At 61.9% G+C, this 18,129-nt stretch carries 17 protein-coding genes; 13 read left to right on the top strand and 4 right to left on the bottom strand.

From position 1 onward, the window contains the following. Positions 1-250: 250 nt before the first annotated feature. The 4 genes from WFM45_RS13260 (at position 251) to sixA (ending at position 5,091) form a co-directional block, all read left to right on the top strand. Positions 251-547, top strand: coding sequence for a YfcZ/YiiS family protein (locus tag WFM45_RS13260; RefSeq protein ID WP_004936240.1), 297 nt, complete (start codon positions 251-253; stop codon positions 545-547). A gap of 197 nt (positions 548-744) precedes the next feature. Beyond that, positions 745-2,055 (top strand): acetyl-CoA C-acyltransferase FadI, encoded by a 1,311-nt coding sequence (gene fadI / locus WFM45_RS13255; protein ID WP_004936237.1) that lies wholly within the window; start codon positions 745-747, stop codon positions 2,053-2,055. After that, positions 2,055-4,220, top strand: coding sequence for a fatty acid oxidation complex subunit alpha FadJ (gene fadJ / locus WFM45_RS13250; RefSeq protein ID WP_336955996.1), 2,166 nt, complete (start codon positions 2,055-2,057; stop codon positions 4,218-4,220). The genes fadI and fadJ overlap by 1 nt, the downstream gene beginning before the upstream one ends. Positions 4,221-4,608: 388 nt before the next feature. Further along, positions 4,609-5,091, top strand: a complete 483-nt coding sequence (gene sixA / locus WFM45_RS13245; RefSeq protein WP_004936230.1) for a phosphohistidine phosphatase SixA — start codon at positions 4,609-4,611, stop codon at positions 5,089-5,091. Between the two features lie 68 nt (positions 5,092-5,159). On the opposite strand, the gene smrB is transcribed toward sixA, so the two are convergent. After that, complete coding sequence (gene smrB, locus WFM45_RS13240; RefSeq protein WP_004936226.1) at positions 5,160-5,690, bottom strand: endonuclease SmrB; 531 nt, start codon at positions 5,688-5,690, stop codon at positions 5,160-5,162. Between the two features lie 170 nt (positions 5,691-5,860). On the opposite strand from smrB, the gene prmB reads away from it, so the two are divergent. The 6 genes from prmB to WFM45_RS13210 all read left to right on the top strand — a co-directional run bounded on the left by prmB (position 5,861) and on the right by WFM45_RS13210 (position 10,539). Then, the gene (prmB, locus tag WFM45_RS13235) at positions 5,861-6,793 is read left to right on the top strand and encodes a 50S ribosomal protein L3 N(5)-glutamine methyltransferase (RefSeq protein WP_028127753.1); all 933 of its coding nucleotides are present in this window, start codon (positions 5,861-5,863) and stop codon (positions 6,791-6,793) included. Between the two features lie 65 nt (positions 6,794-6,858). Further along, positions 6,859-7,944: a chorismate synthase gene (aroC, locus tag WFM45_RS13230; protein WP_004936219.1), complete on the top strand. Its 1,086-nt coding sequence runs from the start codon at positions 6,859-6,861 to the stop codon at positions 7,942-7,944. 5 nt (positions 7,945-7,949) lie between these two features. After that, positions 7,950-8,777: a penicillin-insensitive murein endopeptidase gene (gene mepA / locus WFM45_RS13225; protein ID WP_172574860.1), complete on the top strand. Its 828-nt coding sequence runs from the start codon at positions 7,950-7,952 to the stop codon at positions 8,775-8,777. A 3-nt stretch (positions 8,778-8,780) separates the two neighbouring features. Next, a complete protein-coding gene (locus WFM45_RS13220) occupies positions 8,781-9,587 on the top strand; it encodes a sulfite exporter TauE/SafE family protein (RefSeq protein WP_048324550.1) in 807 nt (268 codons plus the stop codon). A gap of 80 nt (positions 9,588-9,667) precedes the next feature. Next, positions 9,668-10,225, top strand: a complete 558-nt coding sequence (locus tag WFM45_RS13215) for an elongation factor P hydroxylase (RefSeq protein ID WP_033632477.1) — start codon at positions 9,668-9,670, stop codon at positions 10,223-10,225. Between the two features lie 32 nt (positions 10,226-10,257). Further along, complete coding sequence (locus tag WFM45_RS13210; RefSeq protein WP_004936209.1) at positions 10,258-10,539, top strand: YfcL family protein; 282 nt, start codon at positions 10,258-10,260, stop codon at positions 10,537-10,539. 40 nt (positions 10,540-10,579) lie between these two features. Here the strand turns inward: WFM45_RS13210 and mnmC are convergent, their stop codons facing one another. Beyond that, a complete protein-coding gene (gene mnmC, locus WFM45_RS13205) occupies positions 10,580-12,601 on the bottom strand; it encodes a bifunctional tRNA (5-methylaminomethyl-2-thiouridine)(34)-methyltransferase MnmD/FAD-dependent 5-carboxymethylaminomethyl-2-thiouridine(34) oxidoreductase MnmC (RefSeq protein ID WP_336955991.1) in 2,022 nt (673 codons plus the stop codon). Positions 12,602-12,771: 170 nt separating this feature from the next. On the opposite strand from mnmC, the gene fabB reads away from it, so the two are divergent. After that, positions 12,772-13,992, top strand: a complete 1,221-nt coding sequence (gene fabB / locus WFM45_RS13200) for a beta-ketoacyl-ACP synthase I (protein WP_004936203.1) — start codon at positions 12,772-12,774, stop codon at positions 13,990-13,992. Between the two features lie 212 nt (positions 13,993-14,204). Beyond that, complete coding sequence (locus WFM45_RS13195) at positions 14,205-14,426, top strand: hypothetical protein (protein WP_004936201.1); 222 nt, start codon at positions 14,205-14,207, stop codon at positions 14,424-14,426. 52 nt (positions 14,427-14,478) lie between these two features. On the opposite strand, the gene apbE is transcribed toward WFM45_RS13195, so the two are convergent. Continuing rightward, positions 14,479-15,510, bottom strand: coding sequence for an FAD:protein FMN transferase ApbE (apbE, locus tag WFM45_RS13190; RefSeq protein WP_085337373.1), 1,032 nt, complete (start codon positions 15,508-15,510; stop codon positions 14,479-14,481). 152 nt (positions 15,511-15,662) lie between these two features. Here apbE and WFM45_RS13185 point away from each other — a divergent pair, with 152 nt between their 5' ends. Continuing rightward, on the top strand, positions 15,663-16,775 hold the full coding sequence (locus tag WFM45_RS13185) for an SLC13 family permease (protein ID WP_336955986.1): 1,113 nt from the start codon (positions 15,663-15,665) through the stop codon (positions 16,773-16,775). Here the strand turns inward: WFM45_RS13185 and pepT are convergent. Further along, the gene (pepT, locus tag WFM45_RS13180; protein ID WP_004936192.1) at positions 16,772-18,019 is read right to left on the bottom strand and encodes a peptidase T; all 1,248 of its coding nucleotides are present in this window, start codon (positions 18,017-18,019) and stop codon (positions 16,772-16,774) included. The two genes, WFM45_RS13185 and pepT, sit on opposite strands and share 4 nt — an antisense overlap. Between the last annotated feature and the right edge of the window lie 110 nt (positions 18,020-18,129).

Below are 18,129 nucleotides of genomic sequence, written 5' to 3'. Positions count from 1 at the left end.
TATTTCCAACCTGATATCAAAAAAGAGATCTGCTTAACAAAAAGCCAGCGGTAAATAACAAAATTCTTACCATCCCTTAGCAGTCGCTCATTTTTATTTGTGATTTCCATCACTTAAAACACCTAATAAAAGTAAGTGCTAGTGATTGCCGGCGCGGAAGCGTAAAATATCTGCAGAATTTTGTGGCTTTGTGCCGGTGAGTGAAACGGCAATTTGGGCTGATAACCGAGGCCCTTGAGGAGAACCAATCATGTCAGATGCAATTAATAAATGCAGCGCCCAGGAAACCGCCGCGTGTTGCTGCGTGGATGTCGGCACCGTAATGGATAACACCGATTGCACCGCATCCTACAGCCAGGTGTTCAGTAATCAACACGATGCGGAGGCGATGTTGGCGGCCCTGAGCGAAAAGGCGCGCGCGGTCGAATCCGACCCTTGTGACATCAGCAGTAGCATTAAACCGGTTGACGGCGGCGTGCAATTGGAGGCCGATTTCACCTTCGCCTGCCAGGCGGAAACTCTGATCTTCCAGCTCGGCCTGCGTTAATCCCGGCTTTACCCCCGGTGCCGCCTGTTGTGCGCCGGGGATTTCCTTTCCCGTACCCCCTCCCGATAGAAAGTGCGCCTGCTCGCAGTTTTGATCTCTGCCGGTTTGCCAAATGTAACCGTTTGGTTAACAATGACCTCATCAGGTCAGACCTCTTTCTGCCCATTGCGCTGACGTTATTTTCTTCAGGAGCATTTATGAGTAAGGCACTGCCGTTGGTGACCCGTCATGGTGACCGCATTGCGATTGTGAATGGACTGCGTACCCCCTTTGCCAAACAGGCGACCGCCTATCACGGCATTCCGGCGGTGGATTTAGGGAAAACGGCGGTGAGCGAGCTGTTGGCGCGCAGCGGTATCGATCCGCAGCTTATCGAGCAGCTGGTGTTCGGCCAGGTGGTGCAAATGCCCGAGGCGCCGAACATCGCGCGTGAAATCGTGCTGGGCACCGGCATGAGCGTCCATACCGACGCCTACAGCGTGTCGCGCGCCTGCGCCACCAGCTTCCAGGCGATCGCCAACGTGGCGGAGAGCATCATGGCCGGCAGCATCAGCGTCGGCATCGCCGGCGGGGCGGACTCTTCTTCCGTCTTGCCGATCGGCGTCAGCAAGGCGTTGGCGCGCACGTTGGTGGACGTCAACAAGGCGCGCACGCTGTCGCAGCGCCTCAAATTGTTCAGCCGGCTGAAATTCCGCGATCTGATGCCGGTGCCGCCGGCGGTGGCGGAGTATTCCACCGGCCTGCGCATGGGCGATACCGCCGAACAGATGGCGAAAAGCCACGGCATCACCCGCGAGGCGCAGGATGCGCTGGCGCACCGTTCCCACGAGCTGGCGGCCAAGGCCTGGCGGGAGGGGTGGCTGCGCGATGAGGTGATGACCGCCTACGTGCCGCCATACCGCGCGCAGCTTTCCGAAGACAACAACATCCGTAAAGACTCCAGCCTGGCGTCCTACGCCAAGCTGAAACCGGCGTTCGATCGCAAGCATGGCAGCGTCACCGCGGCCAACAGCACGCCGCTGACCGACGGCGCGGCGGCGGTACTGATGATGAGCGAATCGCGCGCCAAAGAGCTGGGCCTGCAGCCGCTGGGCTATTTGCGCAGCTTCGCCTTCGCCGCCATCGACGTGTGGGAAGACATGCTGCTGGGGCCTTCCTACGCCACGCCGCTGGCGCTGGATCGCGCCGGCATCGGTCTGGCCGATCTGACGCTCATCGATATGCATGAAGCTTTCGCCGCGCAAACGCTGGCTAACCTGAAGATGTTCGCCAGCGAAGCGTTCGCCCGCGAGAAGCTTGGCCGCAGCCAGGCGATCGGCGAAGTGGACATGGACAAATTCAACGTCCTGGGCGGTTCCATCGCCTATGGCCACCCGTTCGCCGCCACCGGCGCGCGCATGATCACCCAGACGCTGCGTGAGCTGAAACGCCGCGGCGGCGGGCTGGGCCTGACCACCGCCTGCGCCGCCGGCGGGTTAGGGGCCGCGATGATCGTGGAGGTGGAATAATGAGTTTCGAAAACGCATTGCATGAACAGCGCGCCAAACCGTCGGCCTTTCAACTGACGATCCGCCCCGACAACATCGGGGTGATCACCATCGACGTGCCGGGCGACAAGGTCAATACGCTCAAGGCCGAGTTCGTCGAACAGGTGAACGACGTGCTGATCCGGGCGCAGCAGCACACTGCACTGGAAGGGCTGGTGATCGTTTCCGGCAAGCCGGACTCGTTTATCGCCGGCGCCGACATCACCATGATCGCCGCCTGCACCAGCGCCAAAGAGGCGGAAACGCTGGCCAAGAAAGGGCAGAGCACGCTGGCGCAGATCGCCGCTTTCCCGGTGCCGGTGGTCGCGGCCATCCACGGCGCCTGCCTGGGCGGCGGGCTGGAATTGGCGCTGGCCTGCCACGGCCGCGTCTGTTCGCTGGATGACAAAACCGCGCTCGGTCTGCCGGAAGTGCAGCTGGGCCTGCTGCCGGGCTCTGGCGGCACTCAGCGCCTGCCGCGCCTGATAGGCGCCGCCAAGGCGCTGGACATGATCCTGACCGGCAAGCACATTCGCGCCCGCCAGGCGCTGCGCATGGGGCTGGTGGACGACGCCGTGCCGCAATCGATCCTGTTGCAGACCGCCATCGAGCGGGTGAAACAGGGCTGGAAACATCAGCGCGAGCTGCCGTGGCAGGATCGCCTGCTCAATGGCCCGTTGGGCAGAAATCTGCTGTTCAGCATCGTGCGCAAGAAAACGTTGGCGAAAACCCACGGTAACTACCCGGCGGCGGAGCGCATTATTCAGGTGGTGCGCACCGGGCTGGATCACGGCAGCGCCAGCGGCTATGAGGCCGAAGCGCGCGCCTTTGGCGAGCTGGCGATGACGCCGCAGTCGGCGGCGTTGCGCAGCTTGTTCTTCGCCTCCACCGCGCTGAAAAAAGAGCGGGGCGGCAATGCTCAGCCGCATGCCCTGCATCGCGTCGGCATTCTCGGCGGCGGCCTGATGGGCGGCGGCATCGCCTGTGTCACCGCCACGCGCGGCGGTTTGCCGGTGCGCATCAAAGACATCAATGAAACCGGCATCAATCATGCGCTGAAATACAGCTGGGACGTGCTCGGCAAACGGGTACGCAGCAAGCGCATGCGCCCGGCGGAGCGGCAAAAGCAGATGATGCTGATCTCCGGCTCCACCGATTACACCGGCTTCGAGCAGGTGGATATCGTGGTCGAGGCGGTGTTTGAGGATCTGGCGCTGAAGCAGAAAATGGTGGCCGAGGTCGAAGCGAACTGCGCGCCGCATACCGTGTTCGCCTCCAACACCTCTTCGCTGCCTATCGGCCACATCGCCGAACAGGCCCAGCGGCCGCAGCAGGTGATCGGTCTGCACTACTTCAGCCCGGTGGATAAAATGCCGCTGGTGGAAGTGATCCCGCACGCCGGCACCAGCGAACAAACCATCGCCACCACCGTTGCGCTGGCGCACAAGCAGGGCAAGATCGCCATCGTGGTGGGCGACAGCGCCGGTTTTTATGTCAACCGCATCCTGGCGCCGTACATCAACGAAGCGGCGCGCTGCCTGCTGGAAGGCGAGCCCATTGAATCGCTGGACAAAGCGCTGGTGGACTTCGGCTTCCCGGTCGGCCCTATCACCCTGTTGGACGAAGTGGGCATCGACGTCGGCACCAAGATCATTCCGGTGCTGGTTGAGGCGCTGGGGCCGCGCTTCGCCGCGCCTGCCGCGTTCGATGCGGTGCTGAAGGACGGGCGCAAAGGGCGCAAGAACGGCCGCGGCTTCTATCTTTACCCGAGCGAGGGGCAGCAGCGTCAGCGGCGTAAGCGCGCGGATACCTCATTGTATACGTTGCTCGGCGTCACGCCGAAGGCGCACATGCTGCCGGCGACCGTCGCCCAGCGCTGCGTGATGATGATGCTGAACGAAGCGGCGCGCTGCCTGGATGAAGGCGTGATCCGCAGCGCGCGCGACGGCGATATCGGTGCGGTGTTCGGCATCGGTTTCCCGCCGTTCCTCGGCGGCCCGTTCCGCTATATGGACGAGCTCGGCGCCGAGAAAGTGGTGAAGACGCTGGACTACCTGCGCCAGCAGCACGGCGAGCACTTCGCGCCGTGCGAGCGCTTGCAGCGCATGGCGCAGCAGGGCGAGCGCTTTTACCCGTTGGGGAGCTGAACGCAGGGCGGCCCGATTTGCACTATAGTTGCAACAGGGCCGCGTTGTGATCGCCATCACTCCTTGCGACAGCGTCAGCCGGTGAGGCTGTACAGCAAGGCTGAGGCAGCGGTAAGTTAGCTTGACCGCCATCAATAAATTTCATGGCGGCAAGGTTAAAATTTAACCCGTTGAATTGATTGTTCTGTGAGCAATCGAGGTTTGCCCGGGGAGGGTTGCTGTAAAAAACAGCGTTTTCTTTAGGCAAACTTTCAGGCAAAATGCCCGGCCGCCATAAAGAGACGGCGCGTTATCGTTTTAAAGCTTTGGCTTTGGGTTGGAAAACTCGGCGGTACAGCACGCACGGCGTTTCTGTATAGCGTTACTTTGTCAACAACAGCGGTGCAATATGCAAGTTTTGATTATGCGTCACGGAGAGGCGGCGCTCGAGGCAGCCAGCGATGCGGTAAGGCCCCTTACCCTGTGCGGCCGCGACGAGTCCCGTCAGATGGCGGCCTGGTTGAACACCAAGTCTGTGGATATTGAACGCGTGCTGGTCAGCCCCTATCTGCGGGCCGAACAGACGCTGGCGACGGTGCGTGAAGCCTTGACGCTGCCGGAGGGCGAAGAAGTGTTGCCCGAGCTGACGCCGGGCGGCAACGCCGAACAGGTCGGCAGCTATCTGCAGGCGCTGGCGATGCAAGGGGTGAGCTCGGTGCTGATCGTGTCGCACCTGCCGCTGGTGGGGTATCTGGTGGCCGAACTGTGCCCGGGCGAGTGCCCGCCGATGTTCGCGACCTCGGCGATTGCCAACGTCGATCTGCCGGCGGACGGCAGCTACGGCAAGTTTGAATGGCAGGTCAGCCCATCGCAGGTGATGGCCAAAGTGTGAACCGCGGATGCGGTGCGGAATAAACTCAGGGCGATGTCTGACATCGCCCTGAGTCGTTTCTGTGGGGGCTACTCGGCCAGCTCCACCAACAGCAGGATGGCGGCGTTGCCACCCCATTCCTTCGGCGCCTGGTGGAACGCCAGCACGTCGGGGTGCTGCGCCAGCCACAGCGGCGTTTGCTGTTTGAGGATGTGTTTGCCGTGCCCGTGCATCACACAGGCGCAGTGCACGTGCTCGCGTTTGCAGGCGGCGATCAGCGCCCCCAGTTCCTGCTTGGCCTGCAGCTGGGTCAGGCCGTGCAAATCCAGAAACAGCTCCGGCGAATAATCGCCGCGCCGCAGCTTCTTCAGCTCATACGGGCTGCTGCCGGGGCGCACGTAGCGCGTCGGGCCTTCCTCTTCCAGCTGCGGCTGGTATTCATCTGAAAAATAATAGCTGGCATCGACCTGCTCCTGCAGCAGCCTCTGTGGCGCAATCTGTTTGACCTTGGGCTTCGGCGGGCGGTGGACGATGGTGTCCTGGCGCAGCTTTTTCGCGCCCGCCACCGACTCTCTGAAGAGCTGTTGTTCGTCTTTGCTCAGAGGGGGCTTGTTCTTCATGCTTCATTCACCGGAAATCGTTTATTTCGCTAGTTTACCTTGTGAATGAGCGCTGTCGACGCAAAACTCGGGCCAGAGTGAAAAGCGCGAGGGGCAAGCGTGATTTGTCGCGGGCTTCATGGCAAACTATGCGGCTAAATCATGAAACACAGCGCCTGCCGGAGGGCAAATTGGACAAAATTTTCGTCGACGAAGCAGTGAACGAACTGCACACCATTCAAGATATGCTGCGCTGGACGGTAAGCCGCTTCAACGCCGCCAATATCTATTATGGTCACGGAACCGATAATCCGTGGGACGAAGCGGTGCAATTGGTGCTGCCAAGCCTGTTCCTGCCGTTGGACATTCCGGAGGACATGCACACCGCCCGTCTGACTTCCAGCGAGCGCCATCGCATCGTTGAGCGCGTGATCCGCCGCGTCAACGAACGCATCCCGGTCGCCTATCTGACCAACAAGGCCTGGTTCTGCGGCATGGAATTTTACGTCGACGAGCGCGTGCTGGTGCCGCGTTCACCGATCGGCGAGCTGATCAACGATCGTTTCAGCGCGCTGATCCCGCACCCGCCGCGCCATATCCTCGACATGTGCACCGGCAGCGGCTGCATCGCCATCGCCTGCGGCTACGCTTTCCCGGAAGCGGAAGTGGACGCGGTGGACATCTCCAGCGAAGTGCTGGCGGTAACCGAGCGCAATATTCAGGCGCACGGCGTCGAACATCAGGTGATCCCGATCCGTTCCGATCTGTTCCGCGACGTTCCCGCGATCCAGTACGATCTGATCGTCACCAACCCGCCGTACGTCGATGCGGAAGACATGTCGGATCTGCCGCAGGAGTTCCGCTTCGAGCCGGAACTGGGCCTGGCGGCGGGTAGCGATGGCCTGAAGCTGGTGCGCCGCATTCTGGCCTGCGCGCCGGACTACCTGACCGACGACGGCGTGCTGATTTGTGAAGTGGGCAACAGCATGGTACATCTGATGGAACAATATCCGGACATCCCGTTCACCTGGCTGGAATTCGAAAACGGCGGCGACGGCGTGTTCATGCTGACCAAGCAGCAGCTGGTGGATTGCAAGGAACACTTCAGCCTCTATCGCAGCTAAGCCGCATTTCCAAGGCCCGCATGGCGGGCCGCATAACGATAAAAGACTAACGGTAAGGAGCCGTGATGGCAGGAAACAGTATTGGGCAGATTTTCCGCGTCACCACCTTCGGTGAATCTCACGGGGTGGCGCTGGGTTGTATCGTCGACGGCGTGCCGCCCGGCATCCCGCTCACCGAAGCCGATTTGCAACACGATCTGGACCGTCGTCGTCCGGGCACCTCGCGTTACACCACCCAGCGCCGTGAACCGGATCAGGTGCGCATTCTCTCCGGCGTATTCGAAGGCGTGACCACCGGCACCAGCATCGGTCTGATCATTGAAAACACCGATCAGCGCTCGCAAGACTACAGCGCCATCAAAGACGTGTTCCGTCCAGGGCATGCCGACTACACCTACGAACAGAAATACGGTCTGCGCGACTATCGCGGCGGCGGCCGCTCTTCGGCGCGTGAAACCGCCATGCGCGTCGCGGCGGGCGCTATCGCCAAGAAATACCTGCAGCAGAAGTTCGGCGTGCAGGTGCGCGGCTATCTGGCGCAGATCGGCGACGTGACCTGCGAGCTGAAAGATTGGGATCAGGTCGAACAGAACCCGTTCTTCTGCCCGGATCCGGACAAGCTGGAAGCGCTGGACGAACTGATGCGCGCGCTGAAAAAAGAGGGTGACTCCATCGGCGCCAAGGTCAGCGTGATTGCTGAAAACGTGCCGGTTGGCCTGGGTGAGCCGGTGTTTGACCGCCTCGATGCCGATCTGGCGCACGCGCTGATGAGCATCAACGCGGTGAAAGGCGTGGAGATCGGCGACGGGTTCGCCGTGGTGACCAAACGCGGCAGCGAAAACCGCGATGAAATCACCCCGGAAGGCTTCCAGAGCAACCATGCCGGCGGCATTCTCGGCGGCATCAGCAGCGGCCAACCGGTGATCGCGCATCTGGCGCTGAAGCCGACCTCCAGCATTATGGTGCCGGGGCGCACCATCAATCGCCAGGGCGAAGCGGTGGAAATGGTCACCCGCGGTCGCCACGATCCGTGCGTGGGCATCCGCGCCGTGCCGATCGCCGAAGCGATGATGGCGATCGTGTTGATGGATCACCTGCTGCGCCAGCGCGCGCAAAACGGTGATGTGGTTTCCGACGTACCGCGCTGGTAATCGCCATGAAAAACTGGATGTTGGGCCTGGTGGCCCTGACGGCCTCCGCCTCCGCCATGGCGCTGACGCCGTGGCAGAAAATCGATCATCCGGTGGCCGGCGCGCCGCAGGCGGTGGGCGGTTTCGCCAACGGCTGCGTCATCGGCGCGCAGCCGTTGCCGCTGAATTCACCGAACTACCAGGTGATGCGTACCGACCAGCGCCGCTATTTCGGCCACCCGGATCTGCTGGCGTTCATTCAGCGCCTCAGCAGTAAAGCGAACCAGAAAGCGCTGGGCACGGTGCTGATCGGCGACATGGCGATGCCGGCCGGCGGGCGCTTCAGCAGCGGCCACGCCAGCCACCAGTCGGGGCTCGACGTCGACATCTGGCTGCAGCTGCCGCGCCAGCGCTGGAGCGCGCAGCAATTGCTCAAGCCGCAGCCGATCGACCTGGTGTCGGGCGACGGCAAGCAGGTGGTGGCGCGCCAATGGCAACCGCAAATTGAGTCGCTGATCAAGCTGGCGGCGCAGGATGCGGAGGTGACGCGCATCTTCGTCAACCCGGCGATCAAGCAGCGTCTGTGTCTGGACGCCGGCGCCGATCGCGCCTGGTTGCACAAGGTGCGGCCGTGGTTCGGTCACCGTGCGCACATGCACGTGCGCCTGCGTTGCCCGGCCGGCAGCCTGGAGTGCCAGGAGCAGGATACGCCGCCGCCGGGCGACGGCTGCGGCGCCGAACTGGCGAGCTGGTTCGTGCCGCATCAGCCTAACGCGAAGCCGGGCAAATCCGTGCCGCCGCCGTTACCGCCGACCTGTCAGGCATTGCTGGATCACCATTTCTCAGCGGAATAACTCATGGACTGGTTCGTCATTGGCCCCGAGATGCTCGGGGTGTTGTTTGCGGTAGCGCTGCTGGCGGGGTTTATCGACTCCATCGCCGGCGGCGGCGGATTACTGACGGTGCCGGCCTTGCTGGCAGTGGGGGTTCCTCCGGCGCAGGCGCTGGCGACCAATAAGCTGCAGTCGGTCGGCGGCTCCTTCTCCGCCAGTCTGTACTTCATTCGTCGGCGAGCGGTGAACCTCAATGACCAGAAGCTGACGATTTTTCTGACGCTGATCGGCTCGATCGCCGGCGCCATTCTGGTGCAGCATATGCGCGCCGATGTGCTGCGGCAGATGTTGCCGCTGCTGGTGATCGGCATCGGTCTCTACTTCCTGCTGATGCCGCGACTGGGTGAGGAAGATCGTCAACGCCGCCTCGGCGCCTTGCCGTTCGGGCTGGTGGCCGGCGGCTGCGTCGGGTTTTACGACGGTTTCTTCGGCCCCGGCGCCGGCTCATTCTACGCGCTGGCCTATGTGACGCTGTGCGGTTTCAACCTCGCCAAGTCTACGGCGCACGCCAAAGTGCTGAACTTTACCTCCAACGTCGGCGGGTTGGCGCTGTTCATCATCGGCGGCAAGGTGGTGTGGAGCATCGGTCTGGTGATGCTGGTGGGGCAGGTGCTGGGGGCACGTTTGGGCGCGCACATGGTGCTGACCCGCGGGCAGAAACTGATTCGGCCGATGATCGTGATCGTCTCACTGGTGATGAGCCTCAAGCTGCTGTACGACAATCACGGCGCAGAGATTCAGCAGTGGTTGGCCGCCTTCGTGCACGGTTAAAGATGAAGAGGGTGCGCTGCTTACGCGCCCTGTCTTATCGGGTATAATGGCCTCTTTATTTTTGTGGTTATAGAGTTTTTATGTCAGACACGCAGACCCGTCATCACTATGAGCAGTTGATCGCGATCTTCAATCGGTGCTTCAGCGATGACTACAACACCCGCCTGGTGAAGGGCGACGACGAACCCATTTACCTGCCGGCCGATGATGAACTGCCGTATCACCGCATCGTGTTCGCCCACGGTTTCTACGCCAGCGGCCTGCACGAAATCTCGCACTGGTGCATCGCCGGTGACGCGCGTCGTCAATTGGTGGACTTCGGTTATTGGTATTGCCCGGACGGGCGCGACGCGCAGACCCAGAGCGAATTCGAAGCCGTGGAGATCAAACCGCAGGCACTGGAATGGATGTTCTGCGTGGCGGCCGGTTTCCCGTTCAACGTCAGCTGCGACAACCTGAACGGCGACTGCGAGCCGGATCGCATCGCGTTCCAACGCAAGGTGCGCGCCCGGGTATTGGCGCTGCTGGAGCAGGGAATACCCACAAGGCCTGCGCGCTTTATTCAGGCGCTGCAATCGTTCTACAATACGCCACCGTTGGCGGCCGAGCATTTTCCGTATCCGGAAGATCTCAACTGACGCCACAGCCCGTTATTTAATGAGGAAATTTGATGATCGCAGAATTTGAAGCGCGCATTTTGGCGCTGATTGATGACATGGTAGAGCACGCCAGCGATGATGAACTGTTTGCCGGTGGCTACCTGCGCGGTCATCTGACGCTGGCGGTGGCCGAAGCGGAAGAGCAGGGCGAACACACCGCCGCAGCGCTGAAAGCGCGGGTGGAGGAGAGCCTGCACAAAGCGATCGCCGCCGGGGAACTCTCACCGCCGGATCAGATCCTGGTGCGCGGCATGTGGGAAAACCTCTATCAGGCTGCAACCCCTGCCGCCTGATCGTCATGCCGGGGCGCGTCGCCGCGCCCCTCAAGGTTGATTAAACCGCACGTCCTTTCAGCAATTTCCGCACCCACATCCGATTCGGATTCAACGCCGCCAGCAGGCGCGCATCGCCCGGCAACGGCTCGCCGAACAGCTGCGCCGCCAAAATTTCCGCCGCCAGGGGCGCCGAGCACAAGCCGCGCGAGCCTAACCCGCCGATAGCGAACAGACCGGGATAGACCGGCGCATCGGCGACGGTTTCGCCGTGCTGGTTCTGGCGCTGCAAATCCTGATACTGCGCCAGCGTGGCCTGATAGTCCGGCAGCGCGCCGACCATCGGCAGATGATCGCGGGTGGCGCTGCGCACGCCGCAGCGCGCCTGATGAGCGCTGACGTCCACCTGCTGCGCCCAGGCTTGCTCCGGCAGACAGCGCAGCAGACGCTCGCGGTTCTCTTGCTGTTCCTGCTCGCGGTAGTCGGTGGCGGTGTCGCCGCGCTGATAGCTGGCGCCGATGCAGTGCTGGCCGTTGTTGGCATTAACCGGCGTCAGGTAGCCGTCGTAACACAATACCTGTTTCAATTGACCGAGGGCCGGCGAGGTCGGAATATGCGACACCTGCCCGCGTACCGAATACAGCGGCAGGGCTTCCGTCGGCGCCAGTTCGGCCAACCGATGGCCGTTGGCCAGGATCACTGTCGCATGGCGTCGGCTGTCGACGTTGGCGAAATCGATGCGCCAGCCGTTTTCTTCCTGCGTCAGCCTCTGTGCATCGTGCCGGTAGTGGCAGACCAAGCCCTGACGCTGCGCCAGCGCGATAGCGCCGCGCGTCAGCTCGGCCGGGCAGAGCCAGCCGCCTAGCGGGTAGGTGATGCCGCCAAAGCCGGTATCAACACCGCACCGTTCGCTGAGCGTCTCGCGGTCGGCCGCCATCGCCAAGGCCTGCGGCCAGTCGGTTTTCAGCATATTGGCGATCTTGGCGCCGCTCTTTTCGTCATAGGCCAACTGGCTGACGCCGCACCACTGGTGATCAAAGGCGACGCCTTGTTGCAACAGGGCATCGTACTGGCGGCGGGCGAAGGGAAACGCGGCGCTGAAAAAGCTCTCCAGCGCGTCGCCGCTGCCGTTCAGCAAAGGATAAATCGCGCCCTGGCGGTTGCCGGATGCGCCCTCGGCCGCCTGCTCATCGGCGCAGTACAGCGTGACGGTGGCGCCGCGGCGCAGCAAGGCCAGCGCGGTGAGCGCGCTGGCGACACCGCCGCCGATCAGGGCGATGTCGGCGGTGTTGTCCGCCGCCGGGCGTCGATACCAGGGCGCCGGATGTGCGGCGGGCTGCGTATCGGCCGGGAGCTCGCCGGCGAGCATCTCACGCTTTTGGCCGAAGCCTTTGCAGCGGTTGACCTGAAAACCGGCCTGTTGCAAGCCGCGGCGCACGAAGCCGGCGGCGGTAAAGGTGGCGAAGCTGCCTCCCGGCCGGGCGAAACGCGCCATGGCGGCGAACAGTTGATCGGTCCACATGTCGGGATTTTTTGCCGGCGCGAAACCGTCGAGGAACCAGGCATCCACCTGGTTATTCATGCTGGCGTCAAACTGCGGCAGCAGATCGTTGACGTCGCCGAACCACAGATCGAGCGTAATGCGGCCTTCGGCCAACAGCAGGCGATGGCACCCCGGCAACGGCAGCGGCCATTGGGCGCGCAGTTCGTCGGCGTAAGGCGCCAGCTCCGGCCAGCGCGCATGCGCCGCCGCCAGGTCAGCCTGCTGCAGGGGAAATTTTTCGAAGCTGATAAAGTGCAGGCGCTGCAGCGTCGCGTCCGGCTCGGCCTGGCGGAAGCCGGCGAAGGCCTGCCACAGCGTGAGGAAATTGAGCCCGGTGCCGAACCCGGTTTCCGCCACGACAAACAGCGAGCGCGGGTGGGCGGCGAAACGCTGCGGCAGCCGATTGCCGTGCAGGAAGACGTAGCGGGTTTCTTCCAGCCCATCCTGATTGGAAAAATAGACGTCATCAAACTGTTTCGAAACAGGTGTACCCTGTTCGTTCCAGGTTAGCGTTGCGGTTTGGATGGGGGCGTGGTTCACGGTCAATGGCTCGAAATTCAAGGGATGCCGCGAATTCTAACGGCGCTGGCGCCCCGGCGCAAACTGGACGACAATAAAGCTGAAAAACGCTGATCGGACTTGTTCGGCTTACATCTGTACGCTAAAGTGCGATGCAAAATCCCGTAGGTAAATAGTGGAAGAGGTATTGAATGAAACGTGCAGTGATTACTGGCCTGGGAGTTGTCTCCAGCATTGGTAATAACCAGCAGGAGGTCCTGGCAAGCCTGCAGGAAGGACGTTCTGGGATCACTTTCTCCCAGGAGCTGAAAGATTCCGGCATGCGTAGTCACGTATGGGGGCAAGTTAAGCTCGACACTACCGGCCTGATCGACCGCAAGGCGGTGCGTTTCATGAGCGATGCTTCCATTTATGCCTTCCTGGCGATGCAAGAAGCGATCGCGTCTTCCGGTTTGAAGGAAGAAGAGTATCAAAACAACCCACGCGTGGGCCTGATCGCCGGTTCCGGCGGCGGTTCTCCGCGCTTCCAGGTGTTCGGCGCCGATGCGATGCGCAGCCCGCGTGGCTTGAAAGCGGTTGGCCCGTATGTGGTCACCAAAGCCATGGCTTCCGGCGTTTCCGCCTGCCTGGCGACGCCATTCAAAATCCACGGCGTGAACTACTCCATCAGCTCCGCTTGCGCGACCTCCGCGCACTGCATCGGCAACGCGGTTGAGCAAATCCAGCTGGGCAAACAGGACATCGTGTTCGCCGGCGGCGGCGAAGAGCTGTGCTGGGAAATGGCCTGCGAGTTCGATGCGATGGGCGCGCTGTCCACCAAGTACAACGACACGCCGGAAAAAGCCTCCCGCACCTACGACGCCGATCGTGACGGTTTCGTCATCGCCGGCGGCGGCGGCATGGTGGTGGTTGAAGAACTGGAGCACGCGCTGGCGCGCGGCGCACATATCTACGCAGAAATCGTCGGTTACGGCGCAACGTCTGACGGCGCCGACATGGTTGCACCTTCGGGCGAAGGCGCAGTGCGCTGCATGAAGATGGCGATGCAGGATCTGGACGCGCCGATCGATTACATCAACGTGCACGGCACCTCCACACCGGTGGGCGACGTGAAAGAGCTGGGCGCCATTCGCGAAGTGTTCGGCGACAATACCCCGGCCATCTCCTCCACCAAGGCGATGACCGGTCACTCGCTGGGCGCCGCGGGCGTGCAGGAAGCGATCTACAGCCTGTTGATGCTGGAGCACGGCTTTATCGCACCGAGCATCAACATCGAAACCCTGGATGAACAGGCGGTTGGCATGAACATCGTGACTCAGCCGACTCAGCGCGAGCTGACCACCGTGATGTCCAACAGCTTCGGCTTCGGCGGCACCAACGCCACCCTGGTGATGCGCAAACTGGCGAAATAATTCCGCCTGAGCTTCACCTCGCCATCAAGCCCGCGTTTTCGCGGGCTTTTTACTGCCCTAAGCCCACTTGACGGGCGCTCGGAGTTTTCCCAAATCACATCCCCTGACACATCATTACCTCGCCATTACATGCGTTGGGCATACAATAGCCTGGTAGCATGACTATCGCTCGGCGTAGCTTTCTAAAGTGATCGAACATTGAGGCAAGAAGTATGAAAAAGTTAATTGCGGTTGGGTTACTGTCGGCCGTGTTGGCCGGATGCGCCACCGATTCTCCCTGCGTGCCGGTCTATGATGACCAGGGGCGTCTGGTGCACACCAACACCTGCATGAAGGGCACCACTCAGGATAACTGGGAAACCGCGGGCGCGATCGCCGGCGGCGCGGCGGCGGTTGCCGGTCTGACCCTCGGCATCATCGCGCTGACCAAGTGATCGGCGCGGAACAGGACCAAGCCCGGCCATTGCGTGCCGGGCTTTTTTTATCTCACTGCACCAAAAACGCTTTGAACTGCGGCGTCATCACGGCGCTGAAACCGTCGTCGGTTTTACTGATCAGGTAGACCGCCAGCCCTTTCTCTTCCGCGAGCTGCAACGCTTTCTCCGGGCCCAGCACCATCAAACCGGTATCCCAGCCGTCGGCCTCGAGCGCGGTCGGGGCGATCACCGTGGCGGAAACCAGCCGGTGGTTGATCGGCCTGCCGGTGGTCGGATCGATGACATGGGAGTAGCGCTGGCCGTTTTGTTCAAAGTAGTTGCGGTAGCTGCCGGCGGTGCTGATGCCGTAACCGTGCAGATCCACCAGCGCCTGTACCGCATTTTCACGGTCGGTCGGCTTTTGGATCGCCACCCGCCAGGGCTTGCCCTGGCCGTTGACGCCGCGCGAAGAGACCGCACCACCGACCGATACCAGGTAGTTGGTAATGCCGTGACGGTTCATCAGGCGCACCAACTCATCGGCGCCATAGCCTTCGCCCAGCGTCGAGAGATCGACATACATGCCCGGCAGATCTTTTTGCAGCCACTCCCCGCGGTTGTCGCTGATCAGCTTCAGGTGCTGCAGGCCGGTGCGCAGCTTTGCCGCGTCGATCTGCGCCTGTTCCGGCACCTTGACCGGATGCTTGTCTGGGCCGAACCCCCACAGGTTCACCAGCGGGCCGACGGTGATATCCATGGCGCCGCCGGTATCGCGACCGATGCGTTGGGCCATCAGCACGATGTCCGCCATGCCGCGCGGGATAGGCTGCGGTTCGAGGCTGACATTGCGGTTAAACCTCGACAGCACCGAATCGGCGCGGTAGGTCGAAATGTCGTCGTTGGCCCGTTCGAGCACCGTGTCGATCTGCCGCTGCAATTCTTGTTTGCCGATCGCGACGTCACCGCTGACTTTTACGCTGTAGAAAGTGCCCATGGTCTTGCCGTCAATATCGATTTGCGGGCGGGAGGAGGCGTCGTCGCAGGCGGCGAGCAGGGCGCATAAGGCGCTCAACAGCGCTCCTTTGGCGAACAGGGAAGCCATAACATGTCCTTTGAAACCGTGAAAGCCGCTACAAATAAAGTAAAGTGCGGCAAATGGAAAGCGGATAAAGGTAAAATAGCATTTTGCTGGCGCTGAAGCCGCGTCTGAGCTAACGTCTGCCCATTCTTTTCGGTGAGGTTCACACTGCCGCTATGAGTTCAACCGCCATTTCCCGGCTCATCCATCCCTTTGCCAAAGACCGTTTCTTGCATGCATTGCTGCTGGCCGGCGTGGCGATGTTCGCCTTTCATCCGCAGCCGCTGGCAGCGCTGGGTGGTTTCATCGACGGCCGTACCCTCATCACCCTGTTGGGGCTGATGCTGCTGACCAAAGGGGTGGAGGTCAGCGGCTACTTCGATTTTGTCGGCCGCAAGATTATCAACCGTTTGCACAGCGAACGGCGGCTGGCGCTGTTCCTGGTGTTCTCCGCCGCGCTGCTGTCGTCGTTTCTGACTAACGACGTAGCGCTGTTTATCGTCATACCGCTCACCATCACGCTGAAAAAGCTGTCGGCGCTGCCGGTCGGCCGCCTGATCATCTTCCAGGCGCTGGCGGTGAATGCCGGTTCGCTGCTGACGCCGATCGGCAACCCGCAAAATATTCTGCTGTGGAGCCGCTCCGGCCTCTCTTTCCTCGGTTTCGTCGGCCAGATGGCGCCGTTTGGCGCCGCAATGATGTTGAGCCTGCTGGCGCTGACCTGGCTCAGCTTCCCGGCGCGCGACATCGTGAAAACGCCGAATACCGAGGGCTATCCCTACCAGCGGCCGCTGTTGCTGAGCTGTGTAGGGCTGTATGCGGTTTTCCTGCTGTGTCTCGATTTCGATCTGCCGTTGTATGGGCTGCTGGCGGTGTTCGCCGGTTTCTTGCTGCTGGCGCGCCGAGTGCTGTTGCAGATCGACTGGAGCCTGATTTTCGTGTTCGCCGCCATGTTCATCGATGTCGGTCTGTTTACCCGTTTGCCGCCGCTTCAGCCGGCGTTCGCCGCCATCGCCGGGCTGAGCGAGGGGAGCGTGTATGCGTTGGGCGTCGGGCTGTCGCAGATCGTCAGCAACGTGCCGGCCACCATACTGTTGCTCAACTATGTGCCTTCCAGCGCTCAGCTGGCCTATGCGGTCAACGCCGGCGGCTTTGGGTTGGCGATCGGATCGCTCGCCAACCTGATTGCGTTGCGCATGGCGGGGGAGCGCAAGATCTGGTTGCGCTTCCACTATTATTCGCTGCCGCTGTTGGCATGGGCCGCGTTGCTCGGCTGGGTGATGAGCTAAGCCGGTTGGCCGCTTTGCCGCGCGGCCAGCAGGCAAATGCTGCGGGTCACCTGATAGGATTTCACGAAGGCGCTGACGGGTAAAAACTCGAAGCGCGAGTGGAAGTTATGCGCGCCGGTGAAGTAATTGGGCGTCAGGATGCCGCGGCTGGAAAGCGCCGCACCGTCGGTGCCGCCGCGCATCGGGATCACCTTCGGCGGGATGCCGTGGGCGGCGAGGGCGCCGAAGATCAGATCGATAGCGCGCCGGTCCTCGCCGATGGCGTTGCTGATGTTGCTGTAGATGTCGCTGACGCTGCAGCTGACGTTGGCGCGCGGATAGTTGGCCGCCACCTGGCGCACCGTCTCCTCAAGGCGGGCCTTGCGCGCCTCGAACGCCGCGCGATCGAAGTCGCGAATCGACACCTTCAGCGTTGCCTGATTGGCGTTGGCGGCCAGATCGGTGAACCAGAAATAACCCTCGCGCCCCTCGGTGTGCTCCGGGGTATCCTGCACGTCGAATCGATTGATGATGTCGTTGGCGATGCGTATCGGGTTGATTAATACGTTTTTCGCCGACATCGGGTGGGCGGTCACCCCCTCGATGCGGATCTCCGCCGCCGCCGCGTTGAAATTCTCGTACACCACTTCACCCAGTTCGCAGCAGTCGATGGTGTAGGCGAAATCGACGGGGAAACGCTGCAGATCCAGCGCTTTGGCGCCGCGCAGGCCGATCTCTTCGTCCGGCACGAACGCCACCACGATATCGCCGTGGCGATCGGCCGCGGTCAGGTTGGCCAGCAGCGTCATCACCACGGTGACCGCCGCCTTATTGTCGGCGCCCAGCACGCTGGTGCCGTCGCTGAACAGGATCTCTTCGTTTCGGTAGGGCAGGATCTCCGGATGCTCGGCGGTACGCAGCCAGATGCCTTGCTCGGCGTTCAGGCATAAATCTTCGCCGGTGAAGCGCAGGCGCTGCGGACGAATCTCGGGCGACAGGCCGACGTCCACGGTGTCGATATGCGTGATGAAGCCGATGCGCGGCGCGCCGGGTTGGGTGCCGGGCTTGCGGGCGGTGACGGTGGCGTGCTCGTCGATCTGCACGTCGGCCAGGCCGAGCCGGCGCAGCTCGTCGGCCAACAGTTGCGCCATCTCATGCTGCCCCGGCGTGCTGGGCAGGGTGGCGGCGGCGGCGTTGCTCTGGCTGGTCACCGCCAGATAGCGGAAGAAACGTTCGGTAAGCTGTTCGGCAATCGGGCTGGTCATCGGAACTCCTCGCGGTTGGCAATCTACCGGTTTTAAAACGAAATCAGCCGTTTGTCCAACGGTGCAATGCGTAAACCGCCAGAATGCGAAGCATCGCGCAGAAACGAAAA

The organism is Serratia sp. KG1D (assembly GCF_037150675.1).
In the GTDB taxonomy this organism is placed as follows: Bacteria; Pseudomonadota; Gammaproteobacteria; order Enterobacterales; family Enterobacteriaceae; genus Serratia; species Serratia nematodiphila.
The sequence above is the reverse complement of the archived record's forward strand: the minus strand, read 5'-3'. Positions and strand labels throughout refer to the sequence as shown.